The organism is Devosia subaequoris, from assembly GCF_014197055.1.
GTDB classification, from domain to species: domain Bacteria; phylum Pseudomonadota; class Alphaproteobacteria; order Rhizobiales; family Devosiaceae; genus Devosia; species Devosia subaequoris.
The window spans coordinates 328,313-349,600 of record NZ_JACIEW010000002.1 but is presented as its reverse complement, the minus strand read 5'-3'; the positions used below and the strand labels follow the sequence as shown (position 1 = coordinate 349,600).

The 21,288-nt window shown below is 61.4% G+C and carries 19 protein-coding genes and 1 other RNA gene; 9 read left to right on the top strand and 11 right to left on the bottom strand.

Annotated features, from left to right (window positions below):
• Positions 1-124: 124 nt before the first annotated feature.
• Together GGR20_RS06290 and GGR20_RS06285 are read right to left on the bottom strand one after the other, a co-directional pair.
• Positions 125-1,756 carry an alpha-amylase family protein gene (locus GGR20_RS06290; protein WP_183310386.1) on the bottom strand — a complete coding sequence of 544 codons (1,632 nt, stop codon included), beginning with the start codon at positions 1,754-1,756 and terminating at the stop codon, positions 125-127.
• 61 nt (positions 1,757-1,817) lie between these two features.
• Positions 1,818-2,639: a sugar phosphate isomerase/epimerase family protein gene (locus GGR20_RS06285; protein WP_183310385.1), complete on the bottom strand. Its 822-nt coding sequence runs from the start codon at positions 2,637-2,639 to the stop codon at positions 1,818-1,820.
• A 148-nt stretch (positions 2,640-2,787) separates the two neighbouring features.
• Here GGR20_RS06285 and ettA point away from each other — a divergent pair, with 148 nt between their 5' ends.
• From ettA to GGR20_RS06260, 5 genes are all read left to right on the top strand, one after another.
• On the top strand, positions 2,788-4,443 hold the full coding sequence (gene ettA / locus GGR20_RS06280) for an energy-dependent translational throttle protein EttA (RefSeq protein ID WP_183310384.1): 1,656 nt from the start codon (positions 2,788-2,790) through the stop codon (positions 4,441-4,443).
• A 150-nt stretch (positions 4,444-4,593) separates the two neighbouring features.
• Positions 4,594-6,036 (top strand): HWE histidine kinase domain-containing protein, encoded by a 1,443-nt coding sequence (locus tag GGR20_RS06275; RefSeq protein WP_183310383.1) that lies wholly within the window; start codon positions 4,594-4,596, stop codon positions 6,034-6,036.
• The gene (locus tag GGR20_RS06270) at positions 6,029-6,397 is read left to right on the top strand and encodes a response regulator (RefSeq protein ID WP_246349458.1); all 369 of its coding nucleotides are present in this window, start codon (positions 6,029-6,031) and stop codon (positions 6,395-6,397) included. Before GGR20_RS06275 ends, GGR20_RS06270 begins: the two co-directional genes overlap by 8 nt.
• 91 nt (positions 6,398-6,488) lie before the next feature.
• Positions 6,489-6,860, top strand: a complete 372-nt coding sequence (locus GGR20_RS06265) for a hypothetical protein (RefSeq protein WP_183310381.1) — start codon at positions 6,489-6,491, stop codon at positions 6,858-6,860.
• Positions 6,857-7,699 (top strand): alpha/beta fold hydrolase, encoded by an 843-nt coding sequence (locus tag GGR20_RS06260; protein ID WP_183310380.1) that lies wholly within the window; start codon positions 6,857-6,859, stop codon positions 7,697-7,699. The genes GGR20_RS06265 and GGR20_RS06260 overlap by 4 nt, the downstream gene beginning before the upstream one ends.
• A 159-nt stretch (positions 7,700-7,858) precedes the next feature.
• Here GGR20_RS06260 and GGR20_RS06255 read toward each other — a convergent pair whose 3' ends face one another.
• Positions 7,859-8,308 (bottom strand): host attachment protein, encoded by a 450-nt coding sequence (locus GGR20_RS06255; protein ID WP_183310379.1) that lies wholly within the window; start codon positions 8,306-8,308, stop codon positions 7,859-7,861.
• 197 nt (positions 8,309-8,505) lie between these two features.
• Between GGR20_RS06255 and rarD the strand changes: the two genes are divergently transcribed.
• Positions 8,506-9,450: an EamA family transporter RarD gene (gene rarD, locus GGR20_RS06250; RefSeq protein WP_183310378.1), complete on the top strand. Its 945-nt coding sequence runs from the start codon at positions 8,506-8,508 to the stop codon at positions 9,448-9,450.
• Here rarD and GGR20_RS06245 read toward each other — a convergent pair.
• Positions 9,447-10,349: a LysR substrate-binding domain-containing protein gene (locus GGR20_RS06245; protein ID WP_183310377.1), complete on the bottom strand. Its 903-nt coding sequence runs from the start codon at positions 10,347-10,349 to the stop codon at positions 9,447-9,449. The genes rarD and GGR20_RS06245 overlap by 4 nt on opposite strands.
• Before the next feature lie 97 nt (positions 10,350-10,446).
• Between GGR20_RS06245 and katG the strand changes: the two genes are divergently transcribed.
• The 3 genes from katG (at position 10,447) to GGR20_RS06230 (ending at position 14,794) form a co-directional block, all read left to right on the top strand.
• Positions 10,447-12,633, top strand: coding sequence for a catalase/peroxidase HPI (gene katG / locus GGR20_RS06240; protein WP_183310376.1), 2,187 nt, complete (start codon positions 10,447-10,449; stop codon positions 12,631-12,633).
• 204 nt (positions 12,634-12,837) lie between these two features.
• Entirely contained in the window at positions 12,838-13,962 is a 1,125-nt protein-coding gene (locus tag GGR20_RS06235; protein ID WP_183310375.1) for a DUF2336 domain-containing protein, read from the top strand.
• Between the two features lie 142 nt (positions 13,963-14,104).
• The gene (locus GGR20_RS06230; protein WP_183310374.1) at positions 14,105-14,794 is read left to right on the top strand and encodes an HAD family hydrolase; all 690 of its coding nucleotides are present in this window, start codon (positions 14,105-14,107) and stop codon (positions 14,792-14,794) included.
• A gap of 563 nt (positions 14,795-15,357) precedes the next feature.
• Here GGR20_RS06230 and GGR20_RS06225 read toward each other — a convergent pair.
• The 7 genes from GGR20_RS06225 to metF all read right to left on the bottom strand — a co-directional run bounded on the left by GGR20_RS06225 (position 15,358) and on the right by metF (position 21,286).
• A complete protein-coding gene (locus GGR20_RS06225; RefSeq protein ID WP_183310373.1) occupies positions 15,358-16,644 on the bottom strand; it encodes a saccharopine dehydrogenase family protein in 1,287 nt (428 codons plus the stop codon).
• Positions 16,645-16,689: 45 nt separating this feature from the next.
• Positions 16,690-17,790 carry a carboxynorspermidine decarboxylase gene (locus GGR20_RS06220; protein WP_183310372.1) on the bottom strand — a complete coding sequence of 367 codons (1,101 nt, stop codon included), beginning with the start codon at positions 17,788-17,790 and terminating at the stop codon, positions 16,690-16,692.
• Positions 17,791-17,954: 164 nt separating this feature from the next.
• The gene (locus tag GGR20_RS06215; RefSeq protein WP_183310371.1) at positions 17,955-18,104 is read right to left on the bottom strand and encodes a hypothetical protein; all 150 of its coding nucleotides are present in this window, start codon (positions 18,102-18,104) and stop codon (positions 17,955-17,957) included.
• A gap of 129 nt (positions 18,105-18,233) precedes the next feature.
• Positions 18,234-18,617, bottom strand: an RNA gene (gene rnpB, locus GGR20_RS06210) — RNase P RNA component class A.
• Between the two features lie 32 nt (positions 18,618-18,649).
• Positions 18,650-19,396, bottom strand: coding sequence for a J domain-containing protein (locus GGR20_RS06205; RefSeq protein ID WP_183310370.1), 747 nt, complete (start codon positions 19,394-19,396; stop codon positions 18,650-18,652).
• Positions 19,397-19,489: 93 nt separating this feature from the next.
• On the bottom strand, positions 19,490-20,263 hold the full coding sequence (locus tag GGR20_RS06200) for a hypothetical protein (protein ID WP_183310369.1): 774 nt from the start codon (positions 20,261-20,263) through the stop codon (positions 19,490-19,492).
• A gap of 129 nt (positions 20,264-20,392) precedes the next feature.
• On the bottom strand, positions 20,393-21,286 hold the full coding sequence (gene metF, locus GGR20_RS06195) for a methylenetetrahydrofolate reductase [NAD(P)H] (protein ID WP_183310368.1): 894 nt from the start codon (positions 21,284-21,286) through the stop codon (positions 20,393-20,395).
• Positions 21,287-21,288 lie beyond the last annotated feature (2 nt).

Sequence of the window (21,288 nt, the reverse complement as noted above, 5' to 3'; positions counted from 1 at the left end):
CCCTCGTTCCCGGTCTAAATGCGGAGCAATCAGAAATGTTCCGATGTACGCCCCGTGCTCACGGAAACGAATGCTCGCAAGTCAGTGGCGTATCATCTGCCAGTCCCGGGTCGTGCTGCTGAAGTTAACGGCGCTCACCATTGCAGCGCAGCCAGCAATAACCATAGGCAGAAAGCGCGATTTCACCGTCGCCCGGGATCGGGCCGGTAGGGGAGTCGGTGAGCATCGGCATGAGCTCGTCGATGCCCTCGTCCGCCAGGTGAAACGATTTTGGTTTGCCGGTGAAATTATGCCCGGTGACGATACGATTGCCGCGCCAGCTACTGGAGAGTACCAGCAGTTCATCGTCGCCCACATCTATGACATCGACACCACCCCAGCCGATCTCGGGGGACGAGCGGCGCGCTGAGACCATGTCGGCGATGGCGTGGAAGAAAGAGTCGCGATGCTGGGTCTGCATCGCGGCGTTGATTTGATGATAGCTGAACTTGCCCTTATCAACTGCCGGCCGAACGAGTTGCTCTTGGGGCGCCTCGGAGAACCCACCATTGTGCCGGGGTGACCACTGCATCGGCGTGCGAACGGCCTCGCGTTCGGGCAATGCGAGATTTTCGCCCATGCCGATCTCGTCGCCATACCAGATGACCGGTGTGCCGGGCAGGGCCAACAGCAGCGAGAACGCCATCTTGAGCCGCGTCTCGTCCCCATCGAACATGCTGGCAAGCCGTCGTCTCAAGCCACGATCATAGATTTGCATGTCGGGGTCCGGCCCAAACGCGGCAAAGCATTCACCGCGCTCCTGTTCGGTAAGGTTGCCCAGATTGAGTTCATCGTGGTTGCGCAGAAAGACCGCCCACTGTCCCATCCCTTCAGGCTCGGGACGTGCCGCCAGGGCGCGGCGGAGTGGTGATGCCGTTTTTCGGGCCAGGGAGAGAAACAATTGCTGGTTGCCGACAAAGTCGAACACCATGGTCATGCGGTCTCCGGCGGCGAAGTATTCGGGGGCTTCCTCGTAGCTGATATTGGCCTCGGCCAGCAGAATGGCCTCTGCCTTGCGCCAGGAGAGAAAGTCATGGATCTCGGTTAACATGGCATGGGGATCGCCCAGCGGCTTGTCGGTCTGGACGCCACGCGGCTCGATGAGGAAAGGCACGGCATCGACCCGGAATCCGGATACACCCAGTGCCAGCCAGAATCCCATGATTTTCAGGATTTCCTGCCGCACGATCGGGTTGGTGGTATTGAGGTCCGGCTGGAACTTGTAGAAGCGGTGCATGTACCAGGCCTTGGCGGTCCGGTCATAGGTCCACGTGGCCTTTTGCACGCCGGGAAAGACAATGCCCTCGGTGATGTTGTCCGGCTTCTCGTCGCGCCAGACATACCAGTCGCGGTAAGGCGAATTCGGGTCGGCCCGCGAGGCTTGAAACCAGGGATGTTGATCGGAGGTGTGGTTGACCACCAGATCAATGATGACCCGCATGCCGCGATCCCTGGCGGCCTGCATGAATTCGACGAAATCGCCCAGCGTGCCCAGTGCAGGGTCGATGCCGTAATAGTCGGAGATGTCGTAGCCATTGTCCTGGCGGGGTGACGGATAGAATGGGTTGAGCCAGATGCAGGTGACGCCCAGTCGTTCCAAGTGGTCGAGACGATCTGCGAGACCGGTGAAGTCCCCGGTTCCATCGCCATCAGCGTCCATGAAGCTTTTGACATCGACGCAATAGATTATTGCGTTCTTGTACCAGAGGTTGGCCATATGACAGTCCTGACGCTTTCAGGACAAACTCAATCTCCTGCGACTTCGTTCCACCTGCTTCTCAGCGCGCGAGCCCTTGCGTGATCAGCCAATCGGCCCCGGCCCGCAACTGGCTGTTGTCGGCCAGTTCGAGCACGAGATGCGGAGACTGGGGCAGGGCAGCGATAGCCGCAAAGACTGCCTGCCAATTGATCGTGCCCATGCCCGGCCGCCAGTGACGATCGGCATAGCCATCGGCATCCTGCACATGGATATGAGCCAGCCGGTCGCCCGCTGCGGTCACGAAGTAATCGACCGGCGGCGCATTGGTGGTGCCATGGGCGTAGTGCGCATGGCCGGTGTCGATGGACACGGCAACCGCGTCGGAGTTGAAGCTATTGGCCAGGTGCAGCCGGTCGGTCGGATCCTTGTCCTCGATATTCTCAATGACCAACGTGATGCCGTGGTCCTCGGCCTGCTTGACCGCATCGCCCATGGTGGCATGGCCATATTCGATCATCCGCGTGCGGGCGCCGGCATCCTTGTCCAGATTGTTGTAGCTCCAGGTGGTGTAGGGGCTGTGGACCACCATCTGCGTGGCGCCCAGTGCCACGGCGATGTCGAGCCCCCGGCGCAGGCGGAGCTTCACCGCCTCGCGGATGGCGGGGTCGGGCGTGGCAATGGAAAAGCCCATGAACGGTCCATGCATGCCCAGGCGCCCGGTGTGGCCATCAAGCAGGGTGCGGGCGCGCTCGACCTGAACCTGCCAGTCGCCATCCAGCCGCTTGGGGGAGATGAAGTCCTGGATTTCGACATCGCGCTGCCCATCGATCAGCCAGGGTGCGAGCGTCTCAAGATCGTCGATGAGAAGGGCGGCGCCGATGGTGGGCAGCGGGTGGGTCATGGCAAGGCTCTTGGGTACTATGGCAGGCGGGCCCTGCTTAGTGAGAGCAGATGACGGCTGCGTGACCGCCGGCCCCCCGTTGCTCCGCGTTGCCCTATGCCCTACATAGGCGCCAATCCCCGAACACCCTTTAAGAGGTTCATCGCCCATGGCGCGCCAGTTCATCTATCACATGCACGGAATGAGTAAGGCCTATGCCGGCGGCAAGAAGGTGCTGGATAATATCCATCTCTCCTTCTACCCCGACGCCAAGATCGGCATTCTCGGCCCCAATGGCTCGGGCAAGTCGACCCTGCTCAAGATCATGGCCGGCATCGAGACCGAATTTTCGGGCGAAGCCTGGGCCGCCGAAGGCGCAAAGGTGGGCTATCTGCCCCAGGAGCCGCAGCTCGACCCGGCACTCAACGTGCTGGGCAATGTGATGACCGGGGTGAAGGAAAAGAAGGACATTGTCGACCGCTACAACGAGTTGATGATGAACTATTCGGATGAAACCGCGGACGAGGCGACCCAGCTCCAGGACGTCATCGACGCACAGAATCTGTGGGATCTCGAATCCCAGGTTGAGGTGGCCATGGAGGCGCTCGGCTGCCCTCCTGGCGACGCCGATGTCACCAATCTCTCGGGCGGTGAAAAGCGCCGCGTAGCGCTCTGCGCGCTGCTGCTCTCCAAGCCCGACCTGCTGCTGCTCGACGAACCGACCAACCATCTGGACGCCGAGACCACGGCCTGGCTGGAACGGCACCTGCGCGAATTTGAAGGCGCCGTGCTGATCATTACCCACGACCGCTACTTCCTCGACAATGTCACAGGCTGGATTCTCGAGCTCGATCGTGGCCGCGGCGTGCCCTATGAAGGCAATTACACCGCCTATCTCGACGCCAAGGCAAAGCGCTTCGCGCAGGAAAAGAGCGAGGATGCTGCTCGCGCCAAGGTGCTTGAGCGAGAGCGCGAATGGATGGGCCAGTCTCCGCAGGCGCGCCAGTCCAAGTCCAAGGCGCGTATCAAGGCGTATGACGAGTTGGTCAAGCTCAACGAGGCCCGCACCCAGTCACAGACCGCCCAGATCATCATTCCGCCCGGCGAGCGCCTTGGACAGAATGTCATCACGGTCGAAAACCTGAGCAAGTCCTTTGGCGACCGCCTGCTGATCGACGATCTGTCGTTCAAGCTGCCACCCGGTGGCATTGTGGGCATCATTGGTCCCAACGGCGCGGGCAAGACGACGCTGTTCAAGATGCTGACCGGTCAAGAGACGCCCGATAGCGGGACGGTCACCGTGGCCGACAACGTGAATCTGGGCTATGTCGACCAGAGCCGCGACGCGCTCGACCCCAACAAGACCGTGTGGGAGGAAATCTCCGAGGGTGACGACATCCTGATGCTGGGCAAGCGCGAAATGAACTCGCGCGCCTATACCTCGGCGTTCAATTTCAAGGGCGGCGATCAGCAGCAGAAAGTGGGCAATCTCTCGGGCGGGCAGCGCAATCGCGTACACCTGGCCAAGATGCTCAAATCCGGCGCCAACGTGCTGCTACTCGACGAACCGACCAACGATCTGGACACCGAAACCCTGGCTGCGCTGGAAGAAGCGCTCGAGGAATTTGCCGGCTGCGCCGTCATCATCAGCCACGATCGCATGTTCCTTGACCGCCTTGCCACCCACATGCTGGCCTTTGAAGGCGACAGCCACGTCGAATGGTTCGAAGGCAATTTCCAGGATTATGAGGCCGACAAGGTCCGGCGCCTTGGCGCCGACGCCGTCAATCCACGGCGGGCAACCTACAAGCCGCTGACGCGGTAACCAACAAAGAGGGCGCGGCGAGAGTTGCGCCCTTTTTCGGCCTCCGTGCCGCACGAAAAAAACTTTCTCGGTATGGAACCGGTTGGGTTCCATCACGTTCGTCTGTCTGATCGGGGTCATGTTCCCGACGCTTTTGGGGACCGCTAATCAATGACTGAGCTGGATTTTGCGCGCATATTTCAAGCGCTGCCCAGCCCCTTCATGATCCTGGATCGCGAACTCTGCTATGTAGCTGCCAATCCGGCCTATGAGGCGGTGGTCGGAACGCCGTTTGCCCAGCTTCAGGGACAAAACCTCTTCTCGCTGTTTCCCAATGAAGGCGAAGCCGGAGTGCGATTGCGTCAATCCTTTGAGCGCGTTCTGGCAACTGGCGAGCCGGACACGCTGGCCTATATCAACTACCCCATTACCGAGGCCGATGGCACGGTTACCAATCGGTATTGGACCGCCGTGCATGTGCCGCTCACCGGTCCCGACGGCACCGTTCAACATGTGATGCAGAACACGGTGGACGTCACCGAATTGGTGCGGATGCGCGAGGCGACAACACTGCCCTATGGATCGATTTCGGCGGCGACGCGCCTGATCGAGCGCACACGCGAGACCGAGGCTTCCAGCGCCGAGTTCCGCCGGCTGTTTCAGCAGGCGCCTGCGTTCGTCGCCGTGCTCTCTGGCCCCAACCACGTTTTTACCTTCACCTCCGATTCCTACACCAAGCTGATCGGCGGGCGGGACGTCATTGGGCAGACTGTTGCGCAGGCTCTCCCTGAGGTCATCGATCAGGGGTTTATTGAGGTATTGGACAAGGTTTATCGTGAAGGCCATGTGCATGCGGCCGAGGGGGCCCGCGTGATGCTGGAAAACGAGCCTGGCCGACCAGCCGAAGAAACCTTTCTCGATTTTTCCTACAATCCAATCCGCGATGGAGCCGGTAATATTACTGGCGTCTTCGTGCAGGGCATGGATCGCACCGAGTCCGTGCGGGCCGTCCGTCGACAGCGGCTGATGATCGACGAATTGAACCATCGGGTGAAGAACACGCTGGCCACCGTGCAGTCGATTGCCAGCCAAACCCTACGGAACACCAGCGATTTCGCGCAGGCCAGGCGGGCGCTTGAGGCCCGCATCATGGCGTTGTCCAATGCCCATACGATGCTCAGCGACCGTCATTGGCGTGATGCAGAGGTTGGAAATCTTGTGCACCAGGAACTGAGCGCCTTTGGCGACGAACAGGTTGACTATGGCGGCCCAACGCTGATGGTGAATGCCAAGACAACCGTGGCCCTTGCTTTGGTACTGCACGAAATGGCGGCAAACGCGGCTCGGCACGGCGCCCTGTCGGTGCCTGAGGGTAACCTGTCCGTCAAATGGCGTAGGGATGGAGAGGGGCAATTGGTCGTTGACTGGGTGGAGCGCAATGGGCCGACGCCAACCGAGCCGGTGCGGCAGGGGTTTGGTGCGCGGCTATTACGCATGGTGGTAACGGGCGAATTGGGCGGCGGTTTAGATTTGAACTACGATCAGGATGGACTTCGGGCACAGGTGCTTATCCCTGCGGCAGCCTATGCTGAACAGGAGGCGCGTTTTGACTAGTGCGGGACGCCGCGTTTTTGTCGTCGAGGACGAAGCGCTGGTTCTGATTAATCTCGAAGATATTCTGGAACAGCTCGGCTGGAATGTCGCGGCACAAGCCATGCGCCTATCCGAGGCAGAGCAGTTGGCCACCAGTGTCGAGGCGATCGACGTCGCCATTCTGGATGTCAATCTTGGCGGCGCCAGGGTTTTTCCTGTGGCGCAGATACTGCGCGAGCGTGGCGTGCCTATCCTGTTTGCTACGGGGTATGGGCGGGACGGCTTGCCGCCGGAATGGGACGACCACGCGGTCATCGTCAAGCCTTACAGCCAGACCGAGGTAGAACAGGCGCTGGATCGTCTGCTCGGTGCGAGCGTCTAACTTGCCGGCCGGCCTTTACCAATCCTCCATTGACGTGTGAAAAGCGTTGGGTTTGTTGCGCTTTCTGCAATAGACTGGGCGGGACGGAGCCATGCTCCTCGCAGATCGGTTCTTGGGGGACTGTATGAAGTATTTCGTGACGGGGGCGGTGCTGCTGGTCAGCTTTGCCCTCGCCGTTCCGGCAATTGCTGCGCCGGGACAATGTTCGATCACGGGTTTGGACCCGTTTGATTGCGACGTGACTGTCGATGGCGGTGGCATCACCTTCGCCCTGCCGAGTGGAGAAACGTTCGTGTTTGCGCATGAAGCCGATGGCGAAGGTCTGGGCTATCTGATCCCCGCCGAACCGCAACCGGGCCGCTACCCCGAGGAACTGGGCCGGTTTGTTCCCGTCGAGAGTGAGCCGGGCTGCTGGCTGGGCGACAAGGATGGCATGAAATTCTGCGCGGCGCTGGTGCAATGAGCGCCGAGCCATTTGCCCTGGAGATTGGCGGCGGCACGCTGAGCGGTCTTGAACAGGGGGAGGGGCTTCCCGTTGTGTTCCTGCATGCCGGGGTCTGCGACAAGCGTATGTGGCTCGACCAGATGGACGCGGTTGCCGCCAAGGGTTGGCATGCCATTGCCTATGACCGTCGCGGCTATGGCGAGACAGTCACCGAAGACGAGCCGTTCAGCCATCTCGATGATCTCGAAGCCCTGCTCGACGCAATGGATATCCATGCCGCCATTCTGGTGGGGTGTTCCATGGGTGGCGGTCTGGCAGTCGATTTCGCACTTGCCTATCCCGGTCGTGTGATCGGGCTCGTACTGATGGGCACCTCGATCAACGGGGCGCCCTGGAGTACGACCGCGGAAGAAAGCGCCATCGAAATGGCGGAAGAAGACGCGTGGGAACGCGGCGACCTCGATCTGCTCAATCGCGTGCAAGCCCATGAATGGCTCGACGGCCCCCGCAGCCAGAGCGGCCGGGTCGGCGGCGCGGTGCGCGAGCTGTTTCTGGACATGAATGCCGCCGTGCTCAGCAAACCGGAATTGACTCAGGAAGAGCTTTCGCCCGATGCCTGGGACCGGGTCGAGTCCGTGGCAGCACCCACCCTGTTGATCGTCGGTGATGAGGATTTTACCGCGCTGGTCGACCGGCACGAGACCTTATCCGAGACCATGCCCAACGCCATCGGGGTGGTTCTGGAAGGGGCGGCGCACATTCCCAGCATCGAGAAGCCGGGGCTGGTCAATTCGGTGCTGCTGCAGTTCCTCGATGCGTTTTCGGGCGAGGAAAACGACGACGAAACAGACGACTAGCGGCGCGATAGAAGAGATCGCGCCGCTTGCTTCTGATTTTGAATCAAGAACTTCAGAGAGTGTTTCCTGGCACTGATAATCTGATTCAACGCCTGTCGGGATGGATTCCAGAAGTCGCGCTAAGTCTCTGAAGTGCGGTAGCAAATTCTGATCGCGGAACTAGACGGCGATGATGCCGTCCAGATGCTTGTCCAATTGCGGCGTGGGCACATTGGTCAAATCCTTGTCGAGTTCGGCTACCACGGTTTTCTTGACATGATCGGACAGCAACTTTCGCAGATTGCCCAGCGCAATTGGCGCGGCGGCGATGATCAGACGGTCATAGGCGCCCGACGTGGCTTTTTCCTGCAGCACATGAGCGACCGAACGCATGAATTCGGCTTCCCGGTGGTCGGCCGGATCGGTCTTGGGCTCCATGGCGCTGCGGCCATGGCCAACCGAGGAATGGCTGCGGCCGGGTCGGTCGGCATTGATATCCTGGGTCTGAAGCGGCGGAATGGACCAGTCGAGGCCCTTGACGGTCGTGAGACCCTTGCCGGGGCCGACGTGCTCAACCACGCGGGCCTGTGTACCATCGGCGATCAGGATCCAGGTCACTGTCTTTTTCATCTGCTGCTCCTCGTATTGGGACGGGTCCGAAGCGCACGAGCATTGCCGGCGCTCCTCATGGCCAACGTCCGACACAGATAAAGGTTGGGACCTGGCCATCAGCTTTGCAAGGGTGGGCGATCACAAACTCTGATTGCCCATGGCGGGTTGGGGTTGGTATGGGAGTGGGCACCCGCAGCGCGGTGCGGAGTCCCGCCATGACCCTTCCAGAACAAGCGCCCGAGCTGGCTGCAGAGAGCGTTACGCAGCGAAGGGCCGATGCTGCTGAAACGCGCAAGGGCGTTGTTGCTGCCCTGTCAGCCTATCTGCTCTGGGGCTTTCTGCCGATCCTGTTTCACCTGCTCGATCAGGCCGGATCCGTCCTGATCGTAGCTGAGCGCACACTTTGGTCCCTGGTTCTGCTCGCCGCTTTCATTGCCTTCACTGCCGGCTTTTCAGAAATCCGATCCGTATTGGCGGATTTCCGCCGCATGCGGGTTATTGCCGTTTCGGCAGTGCTGCTGTTGTGCAACTGGCTACTCTATGTCTGGGCAGTGGAGACCGAGCAGGTTCTTGAGGCCAGCTTCGGCTATTTCATCAATCCGTTGGTCAGTGTCGCCATCGGCATGGTGTTCCTGGGCGAGCGGCAGAACCGCGTGCAGACATTCGCCATCGCTATCGCCATCGTGGCCATCCTGATCCAGGCCGCCGGCATCGGGCGCGTACCGCTGATTGCACTGGGTCTGGCCTTCTCGTTCGGCTTTTACGGCTTCATTCGCAAGACCGCGCAAACCGGCCCGGCGACGGGACTGTTCGCTGAAACCCTGGTGGTTGCGCCGCTGGCCATGGGCTATGTGATTTTCGATATCGTGCGCAACGGTGTGGGCGTTCACGCTGATCCTACCCTGATGCTGCTGTTGATCGCCACCGGCCCGGCAACGGCGGTGCCGCTTCTGCTATTTGCCTTTGGCGTCCGGCGGTTGCGGCTGACAACCATCGGCATGTTCCAATATCTGGCGCCCTCGATCCAGTTCCTTCTGGCGATCCTGATGTTCGGCGAGGAACTCAATTCATTGCGCCTGCTGAGCTTTGCACTGATCTGGGTCTCGCTGATCGTGTTTTCCTGGGACAGCTACAGCCAGCGCCGGCGCATGGTCGCCTAGACCGCCGATCCGTTGCGCAAGCCGCGGATTACATCGGCGATCTGCTGGAAGGTCGCGGCGAAGGGCGTCGCATCGCGCCAAACCAGCCGCAACTGTCGTCCCGCCGCCGGGTCGTTGAGGGGATGCACGGCGATGCGCGGGTCGCTGGCCTCCTTGCGCAGGGCGATCTGGGGCAGCAGGGTCACCCCCTGGCCATTGGCGACGAACTCCACGATGGTCGACAGGGAGGTCGCCGCAAAGGTCTTGGCACCACGCTCGGCATCCAGCCGGCAGGCTGAAATCGTCTGGTCGCGAAAACAGTGGCCTTCATCAAGCAGCAAGATGCGTTCCGGGGGTAGGGCGGCCAGAGAGACCGGAAGCTTGGTTGTTTCGCCGCTGGGCGTTGCCAGCACGAAATTGTCCTCGAACAGCGGTGTGTCCACCAGGCGCGGCCCTGTCCCGGCAGGTTCGGTGGCAATCAGCGCAATGTCCAGGCTTCCATCGCGCAAGCTATCGACCAAGGCCTCGGTGCGGCTTTCGCTGATGGTGAATTTGAGCCCGGGCAGATCGCGGGTGAGGGCGGGAAAGATTTCCGGCAGCAAATAGGGTGCGACTGTCGGGATCAGGCCAAAGCGCAAGGCACGCGCTGGTGTGCCAGTGCGGCCAATGGCGAAGGCATCGAGCGCTTCTGCGCTTTTGAGGGTTTCGCGCGCCATGGTGATGAATTCCCGGCCAAACGGGGTGGGGCGCACCCCGGACTTGAGCCGGTCGAACAGCGGCGTGCCGCAAAGTCTTTCAAGCGTCAGAATTTGCTGGGACAATGCCGGTTGGGTGACAGAAGATGCCTCGGCGGCGCGGCCGAAGTGACCGGCCTCTGCCAGGGCGATCGCATAGCGCATCTGTTTCAGAGTGATCGACACGATTAGTTTTTCCTATTGGAGAAGGAAGAATTATCGATTGGCCTAATGGTTGTCACCCCCCTATAACGCGTCCATATCTGTTAAGGAGGCCCCCGCCATGACCGACCCCAATCCCAAACCCGAAGCCGGCAAGTGCCCGTTCCCGCACGGTGGTGCAGGGCGCGGCCGGAAGAATAGCGACTGGTGGCCCGAGGCACTCGATGTGCAGGTGCTGCACACCAATTCCCCGCTGTCCGACCCGATGGGCCCGGATTTTGACTATGCCGAAGAATTCAAGAAACTGGACCTGGATGCCGTCAAGGCAGACCTGCGCGCCTTGATGACCGACAGCCAGGACTGGTGGCCAGCCGATTTCGGACATTATGGCGGCCTGTTCATCCGCATGGCCTGGCACAGCGCCGGCACCTATCGCATCACCGATGGCCGCGGTGGCGCCGGCATGGGCCAACAGCGTTTCGCCCCGCTCAATTCCTGGCCGGACAATGCCAATCTGGACAAGGCCCGACGCCTGATCTGGCCGATCAAGCAGAAATATGGCAACGCCATTTCCTGGGCCGACCTGATGATCCTGACCGGCAATGTCGCGCTCGAATCCATGGGCTTCAAGACCTTCGGTTTCGCCGGTGGCCGTGCTGACGTCTGGGAGCCCGAAGAGCTCTATTGGGGCCCGGAGGGCACCTGGCTGGGCGACAGCCGCTACTCGGGCGAACGCCAGCTCGAAGAGCCCCTGGCCGCCGTCCAGATGGGCCTGATCTACGTCAATCCCGAGGGCCCCAACGGCAATCCCGATCCGGTGCTGGCGGCGCGCGACATTCGCGAGACCTTTTCTCGCATGGCGATGAATGACGAGGAGACCGTGGCGCTGATCGCCGGCGGCCACACCTTCGGCAAGACCCATGGCGCCGGCGATCCGTCGCTGGTGGGCGCCGATCCTGAAGGCGCGGACCTCGAAGATCAGGGCCTGGGCTGGAAATCCACCCACGGCACCGGCTTTGGCGCTGATGCCATCACCGGCGGTCCGGAAGTCACCTGGACGCAGACCCCGGTTCAGTGGTCCAATTTCTTCTTCGAGAACCTGTTCGGATATGAATGGGAGCTCACCGGAAGCCCGGCCGGCGCCAAGCAGTGGGTCGCCAAGACCGACGATGCCGTTATCCCGGACGCGTTCGATGCAGCAAAGAAGCATCGCCCGACCATGCTGACCACCGACCTGTCGCTGCGCTTCGATCCGATCTACGAAAAGATCTCGCGCCGCTTCCTGGAAAACCCGGATCAGTTTGCCGACGCCTTCGCCCGCGCCTGGTTCAAGCTGACCCACCGCGATATGGGCCCCAAGGTCCGTTACCTGGGCAAGGAAGTGCCGGCCGAGGACCTGATCTGGCAGGACGTCGTTCCGCCGGTCGATCACCCATTGGTCGACGACGCCGATATTGCCGATCTCAAGGCCAAGGTGCTGGCGTCTGGTCTGTCGGTGTCCGAGCTGGTCTCGACTGCCTGGGCCTCCGCTTCGACCTTCCGCAAGTCGGACAAGCGCGGCGGCGCCAATGGGGCGCGCATTCGACTGGCTCCGCAGAAGGACTGGGAGGTCAATCAGCCCGATCAGCTCGCCAAGGTTTTGGCACAGCTCGAATCTATCCAGGCCGAGTTCAACGCTTCGGCTACCGGGGGCAAGAAGACCTCGCTGGCCGACCTGATCGTGCTGGCGGGCTGTGCCGCGATCGAGCGGGCCGCGCATGCCGGTGGCCAGGCCATCACCGTGCCGTTCACCCCGGGCCGCACGGACGCATCGGAAGAACAGACTGATGTGGCTTCCTTCGCCGCGCTCGAACCGCGCGCCGATGCCTTCCGCAACTACTACAGCCAGCGCGCCTTCATGCAGCCCGAAGAGGCCATGGTCGATCGTGCCCGGCTCCTGGGGCTGACCGGTCCGGAGATGACCGTTCTGCTCGGTGGCCTGCGCGTGCTCAAGACCGGGCTCAACGAGCATGGTGTGTTCACCAATCGGCCGGAAACGCTGAGCAATGACTTCTTCCTCAATCTCTTGACCATGGACACTGCCTGGGCGCCCAAGGCTGATGAAGAGGGCGTTTATGAGGGCCGTGACCGCAAGAGCGGCGAGTTGAAGTGGACCGGCACCCGCGTCGATCTGATCTTTGGCTCGCACTCCCAGCTCCGTGCGCTCGGCGAAGTCTATGCCCAGGCCGATTCAGCGCCGAAGTTCACGCGGGATTTCGTCGCTGCCTGGACCAAGGTGATGAACGCGGATCGCTTCGACCTGCGCTAAACGCGTTCAGGGACAGTTCTGCCGGCCCCGGGGAATTTTCCCCGGGGCTTTTTTGTCTCGCGTATCCGCCAGGACCCCGGTCCAGAGGACAGAAGCGGCCAATGTCTAAAGTTTGAATCAAATCCGATCTCCCACCTTCAGGCCCTACAAGCATGTGGCGGTCAGTCTGACCCGAACCAAGCGGCAGAAGCCGGGAGATCGACTATGACAGAGCTCGATGAAAGCCACCGTGCGTTCGCAAATTTCCGCGTTCTCAACGGCGATGATAACCAGATGGAACGCGAGCAACTGTTTCGCACGACGGCGCAGCTGTTCAGCTACGTTTCGGACCGTTGCGACGACGATCAGGTTGCCCAATATGACGAGGTGCTGTGCCAGCTCGCAGAGCTGGTGGAGGTTGAGGCAAGGGTGCATGTGGCCAAGCTGCTGGCCCCGCTCGAGCGGGCGCCCGGCACAGTTGTCGTCAAGCTGGCCAATGATGTCATCGAGGTGGCCCGGCCGCTGCTCGAATTCTCCAATGTGCTCAGCGATGACGACCTGATCGATATCATTTCCAACCAGACCGAGGATCATCGGGTGGCCATTGCCGGCCGCTCCATGCTCACCGAACGGGTGGGCGATGCGCTGGTCGATCATGGCAAGACCGCTTCCGTGGTGCGATTGGTCCGCAACCCCAAGGCCGAATTTGACCGCGCGACGCTGGAGAAACTGGTCAAGCGCGCCACCGAGGATGCCGAGATCGCCTCCGATCTGCGTGGCCGCAGCGATATCGACTGGAAGTCGTTGCGGGGTGAAATCGATCAGGTCGCCGGCAAGGTGCTGCAAACCCTGGGCAATCTTGACCGTCAGGTCGATCCGGTCGCTGCCGGCAAGATCAATACCGTGGTCTACAACCGCATCCGCAACCGCGCTGGCTTCAATGCGCAGGAGTGGAAGGTGGCCTATAACCAGGTCAAGGGCCTGGCCGACCGCAAACAGCTCGACGATCGTGCGCTGGCCCGTTTCGCCCGCTTCGGCTACGGCCACCACGCTGCCGCCGCCATGGCCGTCATGCTGCAGGTGGCTCCGGAAATCGTCGTCAAATGGCTGGCTGGTCAGGACTATGTGGCGGTTATCGTGGCTCTGCGAGCCTCCGGCATGGCACCGGACCTCTTCGCGGCCATTGTCGCCACGCTCCCCTGGCGCGACCTGCCCAGCGACGCGGACAAGAAAATGGTCCTCTCGCGCTTCGACGCGCTCGACCGGGACGATGCCATGCACATTTTCGAACTCTGGCGCGCCCACTCCTTCCGCAAGCGGGCCATGGCCGAAGACCGCCAGTCCGCCTAGGGCAGGGCAGTTCACAGCTCAAAAGTTGCGACACCCTCGGGAGTTTTCCGGGGGTGTTTTGTGTCGGCTATGGGGTGGTTTGCTGACTGTCGGCTATTGGCGTAGGAACCTGACAGGCGGACATGGTAGATGGGGACACGGAATGTCTTTCCGGAGAGTCGCGGCGGTCATCTTTGATATGGACGGTCTTCTGTTCGATACGGAGCGGCTATACTCAGACGCCATGATGATGGCGGTCACCGAAATGGGTGCTTCACTCTCGCCTGCAGCGATCCATCGCACGATCGGGCTACCAGCAGCGGACTGCACCGCCATCTGGGCCGAGCATCTTCCTCCTGGCTTCGATGTGGGTGCTTTCTGGTCAGCGTCGTCTGCCAATTTCAAAACGCTGGCCGAAACACAGCTCACGTTGAAAGCAGGCGCCATCGAATTGCTCGATCTGCTCGCCAATTTGAACCTGCCCTGTGCGATTGCAACATCGTCTGGTCGGGCAACGGTCGACCATCATCTTACCAAGGCTGGTATCGCCGAGCGCTTCGGCGTCATCGTCGCCTATGGCGATTACGCCCAAGGGAAGCCTCATCCCGCGCCCTATGCTGCAGCGGCAAGACGGCTCGATGTGGACCCTGCTCGTTGTCTGGCTCTTGAGGACTCTTATAACGGGGTTCGCTCCGCTGCTGCCGCCGGAATGATCACCATCATGGCTCCCGACCTGCTTGAAGCCACCCAAGAGATGCACGAACTGGCGGTTCAAGTCGTGCGCGATCTACATGACGTTTGTGCGCTACTTGAGGGCCGTGGGAGGGAGAATGGCAGCTTCCAGGCATTCTGACTTATGTTCGGAACGTCTGGGATGGGGTCGGAAGCCCCAAGCCAATTTCGGTAAGTGCCAAGACATCGGAGAATTTCGATGAAAGCAAATTTTCTCGCCGTCTTTGGCGGATGTCTGGTTGGGAGTGTGCTTTCGACGCCCTACTGGGGCAACGCTTTGTTTGGACGAGGGCACACGCAGTTCGAGTCGGCGGCGGCCATTGTCGCCATAGTCGCAGTGTCAGTATTTTTGGCCCTGTTGGGTCGTCTGACGCTCTGGTTAGCGACCCGACCAAAATGACAGCTGTCAGGAGGCCTCTTGAGAGGCTATGCCGACCGCAATGGGGTCGGAAGCCGTCACTCGCTGGTGCCATTTGTCGCCCCCACCCGACTTCCCCCTGAATCAGAGGGCAGCAGAGGCGTATAGCTTCAACCTTATTTATTCAGGAGCGAAGGCCGCTTTTCACTGTGCAACCGCGAGGCCGTGTGGTTAGGGCAGCATGCCTTCGCGCCTTGCGGAACGCTCGTCGAATTCATGCCGAAATGCAAACGGCCGGGGCGAACCCCGGCCGCTCGGTAGGCGGTTTAGGCTTGGCGCACTTTGGGCCGCGCGTCGCGGCTTTCGCCGAATTCGGCGGGATCGAAGGCACGATCCCCCTTCTCGTCGCGCACGCGGGTCGGCAGGCCGATCTTGCCCAACAAGTCCAGGAACGGCACGGGCGGCAGTTCCTCGACATTGGCCATGCGGTGGCAGTCCCAATCGCCCTTGGCGATCAGCATGGCGGCAGCAATGGCCGGCACGCCAGCCGTGTAGGAGATCGCCTGGCTGTTGGTCTCGGCAAAGGCGTCTTCATGGTCCGAAATGTTATAGACCAGCAATTCGGTCTCGATCCCGTTGCGCTCGCCCTTGATCAGATCGCCGATAAAGGTCTTGCCCGAATAATCGGGCGCCAGCGACATCGGGTCGGGCAAGACGGCCTTGACCACTTTGAGCGGCACCACTTCAAGCCCCTCGGCCGTCGTCACAGGTTGCTCGGAAAGCAGGCCGAGCTTGTTCAGGACCGTGAAGACGTTGATGTAGTGCTCGCCAAAGCCCATCCAGAAGCGGATATCGGGCACGCCGAGATTGGCCGAGAGCGAATGGATTTCGTCATGGCCGGTCAGATAGGTGGTGTGCTCGCCCACCACCGGCAGATCGTCGGTGCGCTTGACCTCGAACATCTTGTTCGCGGTCCACTGGCTCTGCTGCCAGCTCCACACCGTGCCGGTGAATTCCCGGAAGTTGATCTCGGGGTCGAAATTGGTGGCGAAGTAGCGGCCATGACTGCCCGCATTGACATCGATGATGTCGATGCTGTCGATCCGGTCGAAATAGGCATTGGCGGCCAGCGCCGCATAGGCATTGACCACACCGGGGTCGAACCCGGCGCCCAGAATGGCGGTCACGCCCTTGCGCTCGCAGGCCTCGCGGCGCTTCCACTCGTAATTGCCGTACCAGGGCGGCGTCTCGCAGATCTTTTTGGGATCCTCGTGGATGGCCGTGTCGATATAGGCCACGCCCATGTCGATACAGGCGCTGAGCACGCTCATATTGAGGAAAGCCGATCCTGCATTGAGAACGATCTGGCATTTGGTCTGCCGGATCAGGGCCTTGGTCGCTTCGACATCCATGGCGTCGAGCTGGTGGGCGGCCAGAATACCCGGGCGCTTGAGCGCCTTTTTCTCGAGAATGCCGGCGACCAGCGCCTCGCATTTCGAAACCGTGCGGGAGGCAATGTGAATGTCTCCGAGCACATCATTGTGCATTGCTGCCTTAAACGCAGCGACTTGCGCGACACCTCCGGCGCCGATGATCAACAGGTTCTTTTTCAATTGGCACGAAACACCTTTTTCACGGTGGACGGGATCAGCCTGCCCTTATGACAGACTGGCGACATAGTCGGCATAATCGAAGCTTTGCACAACCTCAACAGCGCCGTTTTTTCTGCGGATGGCTATAGCGGGCATTGCCACGCCGTTAAACCAGTTTTTCTTCACCATGGTATATCCCCCCGCATTCAATAGGGAAATACGGTCCCCTATCTCCAGCGGACTGGGGAAGTCGAAGGTGCCGAAGACATCACCGGCAAGGCAGGACTTCCCGGCAATTTGATAACGATACGGCCCCGTGTCTGGCGCCACGGCCCCGCTTTCGCGATAGACCAGCAAATCCAGCATATGGGCTTCCACTGCGCTGTCGACAATGGCCACCGACATTTCATTCTCGATAATATCAAGCACGGACACTTCGAGCGTGGTGGTATCGGTCACCACCGTATCGCCCGGCTCGAGATAGACCTGCACCCCGAATTTGTCGGCAAAGGCCTTCAATCGGGCCGCCAGACCGTCAAGGTCGTAACCTTCCTTGGTGAAGTGGATGCCCCCACCAAGGCTCACCCATTCGAGCCGCGACAAGAGGTCGCCAATCTTATCCTCGATCTGATCGAGCAGGGAAGCAAACGCCTCCACCGAGTCGTTTTCGCAATTGCAGTGCAGCATGAAACCGGACACCCGATCCATCGCCGCTTCCACCTTGGCGCGGTCGCTTTCGCCCAGTCGGCTGAACTTTCGCGCCGGATCGGCGAGGTCGAAATGGGAATGGCTGACGCCGGGATTGACCCGCAGACCGACCGGCAGGTGCGCGGCCTTGGTGCCGAAGCGGTCGAGCTGGTTCACCGAATTGAAGATGATCTTGTCGGCATTGGCGATCGCCTCATCGATTTCGCCATCGGACCAGGCCACCGAATAGGCATGGGTTTCGCCGCCGAACTTCTCCCGGCCCAGCTTCAGTTCGTTCAGCGAGGACGAGGTGGTGCCATCCATATGCGGAGCGATTTGCGGAAAGGTCGACCAGGTGGCAAAACATTTGAGTGCCAACAGGCACTTTGCGCCCGACGCGGCACGCAGCGCATCAACCCGCTCAAGGTTCCGGGCCAGCGCGGTTTCGTCGATCAGATAATAAGGGGTCGTCAAAGGCATCGCGCTGACGTCAAGCTCCATAGGCGCCGGAACAGTTCGGCAGAAAGCCGCACGGTGTAACGGCCTCGCCCGTCATGATCAATACCCCTCAAAACAAGCTGTCCCCGAGGCGACGCCTCGGGGACAGGGGCAGGCAGAGCGATCGTAAGCTCAGATCGAAGCAATCAATCGTCGGAGGTATCGTCGGTCAGCGACACCACGTCGCACATCGACTTATCGGTGAACGGGCAGGTGTCGCCGGTCCAGGCAAAGGCCGGGGCGGCAATGCCTGCGACGATGGTCAGGGCGATGAGGGCAGAGACGATCTTATTCATTGTGGGGCTCCTTGTTGTCGTGAACAGGAGAGAACTTGTCATCACCCACATTGCGGCATCATTGCCGCCAGCTATCCGTTGCTTGCTGCCGCGTTAAACTACGGTCATCAGACGGAAAGCAAGGAAGGCAACGCCAGTTGACCTGTAAGCCGGGTTCTGTAGGGCCGCGTTGCCGCGACGTGGTGACCATTCATCTGAGGCGGCTGTTGCCAGCGCGCTCGTGCAACCAACCCGGACAACATGGCCTCGAAACAGGCTGGGCCGAAGCCCGCGTCATCCCTATTTGGTCTTGCTCCCGGTGGGGTTTACCGTGCGGTCCCTGTCACCAGGCACCCGGTGCGCCCTTACCGCACCCTTTCATCCTTACCCCGGCATGCCGGGGCGGTTTGCTTTCTGTGGCACTTTCCCTGGGGTCGCCCCCGGCGGCTGCTAGCCGTCACCGTGTTTCGATGGAGCCCGGACTTTCCTCCGGCGGACAGTTACCCGTCCGTCAGCGGTCACCCGGTCAACTGGCGCCGCCTATGTGCGGGAGCGGCGCGTCGCCGTCAAGCCAGCAGTGGCTGCGGCTGGGGCCGGGTGATGGCCTGGTAGGCCAGATTGATCGCCGACATGCGCGCGGTGGCCACATCGACGAGCTCTTCGGGCACGCCCTTGGCAATCAGCCGGTCGGGATGGTGTTCGGCAACCAGAAGGCGATAGACCCGGCGTACCTCTTCGGGCGGGGCGTCGTGGCTGAGGCCGAGCACAGTATATGGGTCAACGCCTTCCTCAAGCATGACATGCTGGGCGGCGATCTGTTCGAACCGCGCCTCGTCAAAGCCGAAAATTCCGCTGACGTCCCGCAGATAGTCCAGCTCTGCTTCGTGGACGAGACCGTCGGCGGTGGCGATGAAGAACAGGCTGTCGAGCACATGCTCAAGCGTGTCGGGAGTATCGGCAAAGAACCGCGCCACCTTGCGGGCATAGGCGTCGTAGCCGGCCACATCCTGCTTGGCGAGATTAAACAGCTTTTCCACCTGCTGTTCATTGCCCTTGGTGACTTCCACCGTCGCGTTGAAGGCACGCACTTCAGAGGCCGTGACGGCGCCATCAGCCACCGCCATTTTGGCGGAAAGGGCGATCAGCGCCAGGGTAAACGCGGCGTCGCGGCCGCCCGGGAGCCAGGTGTCGGGGTCCAGAATATTGGCAACATGGCCGGCCACGCCGGTGCGCTGGGAAAACGATCCCAGGAAGGCAGCCAGTTTCTGCCAGATATCACGATTGTCTTCAGCCTTGCGGACGCAACACAGCATTTTCGGGGTTTCCCTTTCCCGCCTGGCCATCAGAATTACCCCGACTTGCCATCAGGGTCCATGGCCGCGGCGGCATAGCGGGTCTGCTGACCACTAAAAGGCATAGTCGTCACTTCCATAGGCGCGCGGAAAGCGGTTGACCCGGGCGCTGGAGTTCGGGCCCTCGTCGAGGAAAAACCCGTCCGGATCGTATTCGGGCGAGACCGGGGCCGATCCAGCCTGCCGGCGGGCGAGAAAGTCCGAGAGCGGGCCGCTTTCCCACTCTTCCAGGTCTTCGGCCGTCACAACGGTGTTCGGCTGGTCGATCACCAGTGGTGGAGGCGTGATGGCCGCGCTGCGGGGGACAGAGGCGGGGCGCTGGGAAACCGGTGTCGGTAAGCTCACCGCCTTGGCTGGCGCAGCAGCAACAGGTTCCGGCTCGGGCTCGGGCGTAGCAACGGGCTCTGGCGTTGGTTGCGGCGTGGCAACCGGATCTGGGGCCGGTTCGGGCGTGGGTGCAGGCTTGGTCACTTCTTCCTCGGCTGGCGCGAGGGCTGCGGTCTGGGTGCGCTCGGTCGGGCTGCCGTCGCTGATATAGCTGGGCAACTTCTTTCCGGATTGAAGGTAGCTGTCCACGGCATTGCTGTCGGCAGGATCGGGCTCGGCAACTGGTTCGGGCTCGGCAACTGGTTCGGGCTCGGGCTTCGGGGCAGGCTTGCCCACGGGTTCCGGTTCCACGGCAGGCGCAGTCTGCTCTTCGACCACGGCGATCTGCGGGGTGTCGGCGGGGCCGAACTGGCGCAGGGCTACGTCGGCGGCCGGGATGGCGACAATGAGTACGGCGCCAGCCCAGGCCAGGCCATTGGTGATACGGCGATCAATCTGCATCGAATACGTCTTCCAACATGCTCGGCTCGAGCGCGGGGACATCGTCCCTTTTCATGGCCACAATATGAAAGGCCAGTTTGCCGTGAGCTTGAGCCGCGCTGTCTGAACGCAGGCTGAACAAGGTCGGCGCTAGGTGCGCCGCCCCAGGAGCCGTGCCAGGGCGAGGACCAGGTTGGAGCGATTGAGGGTATAGAAGTGGAACTCGGTGACACCCTCATCGAGCAGTTCGGTGACCTGTTCGGCGGCGACGGCGGCGGCCACGAGCGCGTGGGTTTCCGGATCGTCCTCCAGTCCCTCGAAACGCTCGGCCAGCCAATCGGGGATGGAAGCGCCGCAGCGGGTGGCAAAGCCGGAGATCTGTTTAAAGGAGTGGATGGGCTGAATGCCCGGCACGATGGGCGCGGTGATGCCGGCCTTGCGGGCGCGGTCGAGATAGCGCAGGAAATCGGTGTTGGAGAAGAACATCTGGGTGATGGCGCGGTCGGCACCGGCATCGATCTTGCGCTTGAGATTGTCGATATCGGCATCCCAATCGGCGCTTTGCGGATGCTTTTCGGGGTAGGCGGCAACCGAAATGTCGAAATTGCCCAAGCGACGGATGCCTGCGACCAGATCGGCGGCGTTCTGATAACCTTCCGGATGTGGGGTGAAAGGCTGGCCGACGCCTTCGGGCGGATCGCCGCGCAGGGCCACGATCTTGTTGACGCCGGCTTCGGCATAGCCGCGTACCACTTCGTCGACCTCATCGCGAGTGGCGCCGACGCAGGTCAGATGCGCGGCGGCGGGCACGCCGGTATCGGTGGTGATGCGGCGCACCATGCGCAGGGTGCGTTCGCGGGTCGAGCCACCGGCGCCATAGGTTACCGAGACGAAACGGGGGCTGAGCGGGGCGAGCTTGGCAATGCTGTCCCAGAACCGCTGCTCCATGGCGTCGGTCTTGGGCGGGAAGAACTCGAAGGAAAGCTGCAGGTCGGGGCGCTGGTCAGCCGTCTTGCGGCTGGCGCGCAGATTATCGTCGATCATGG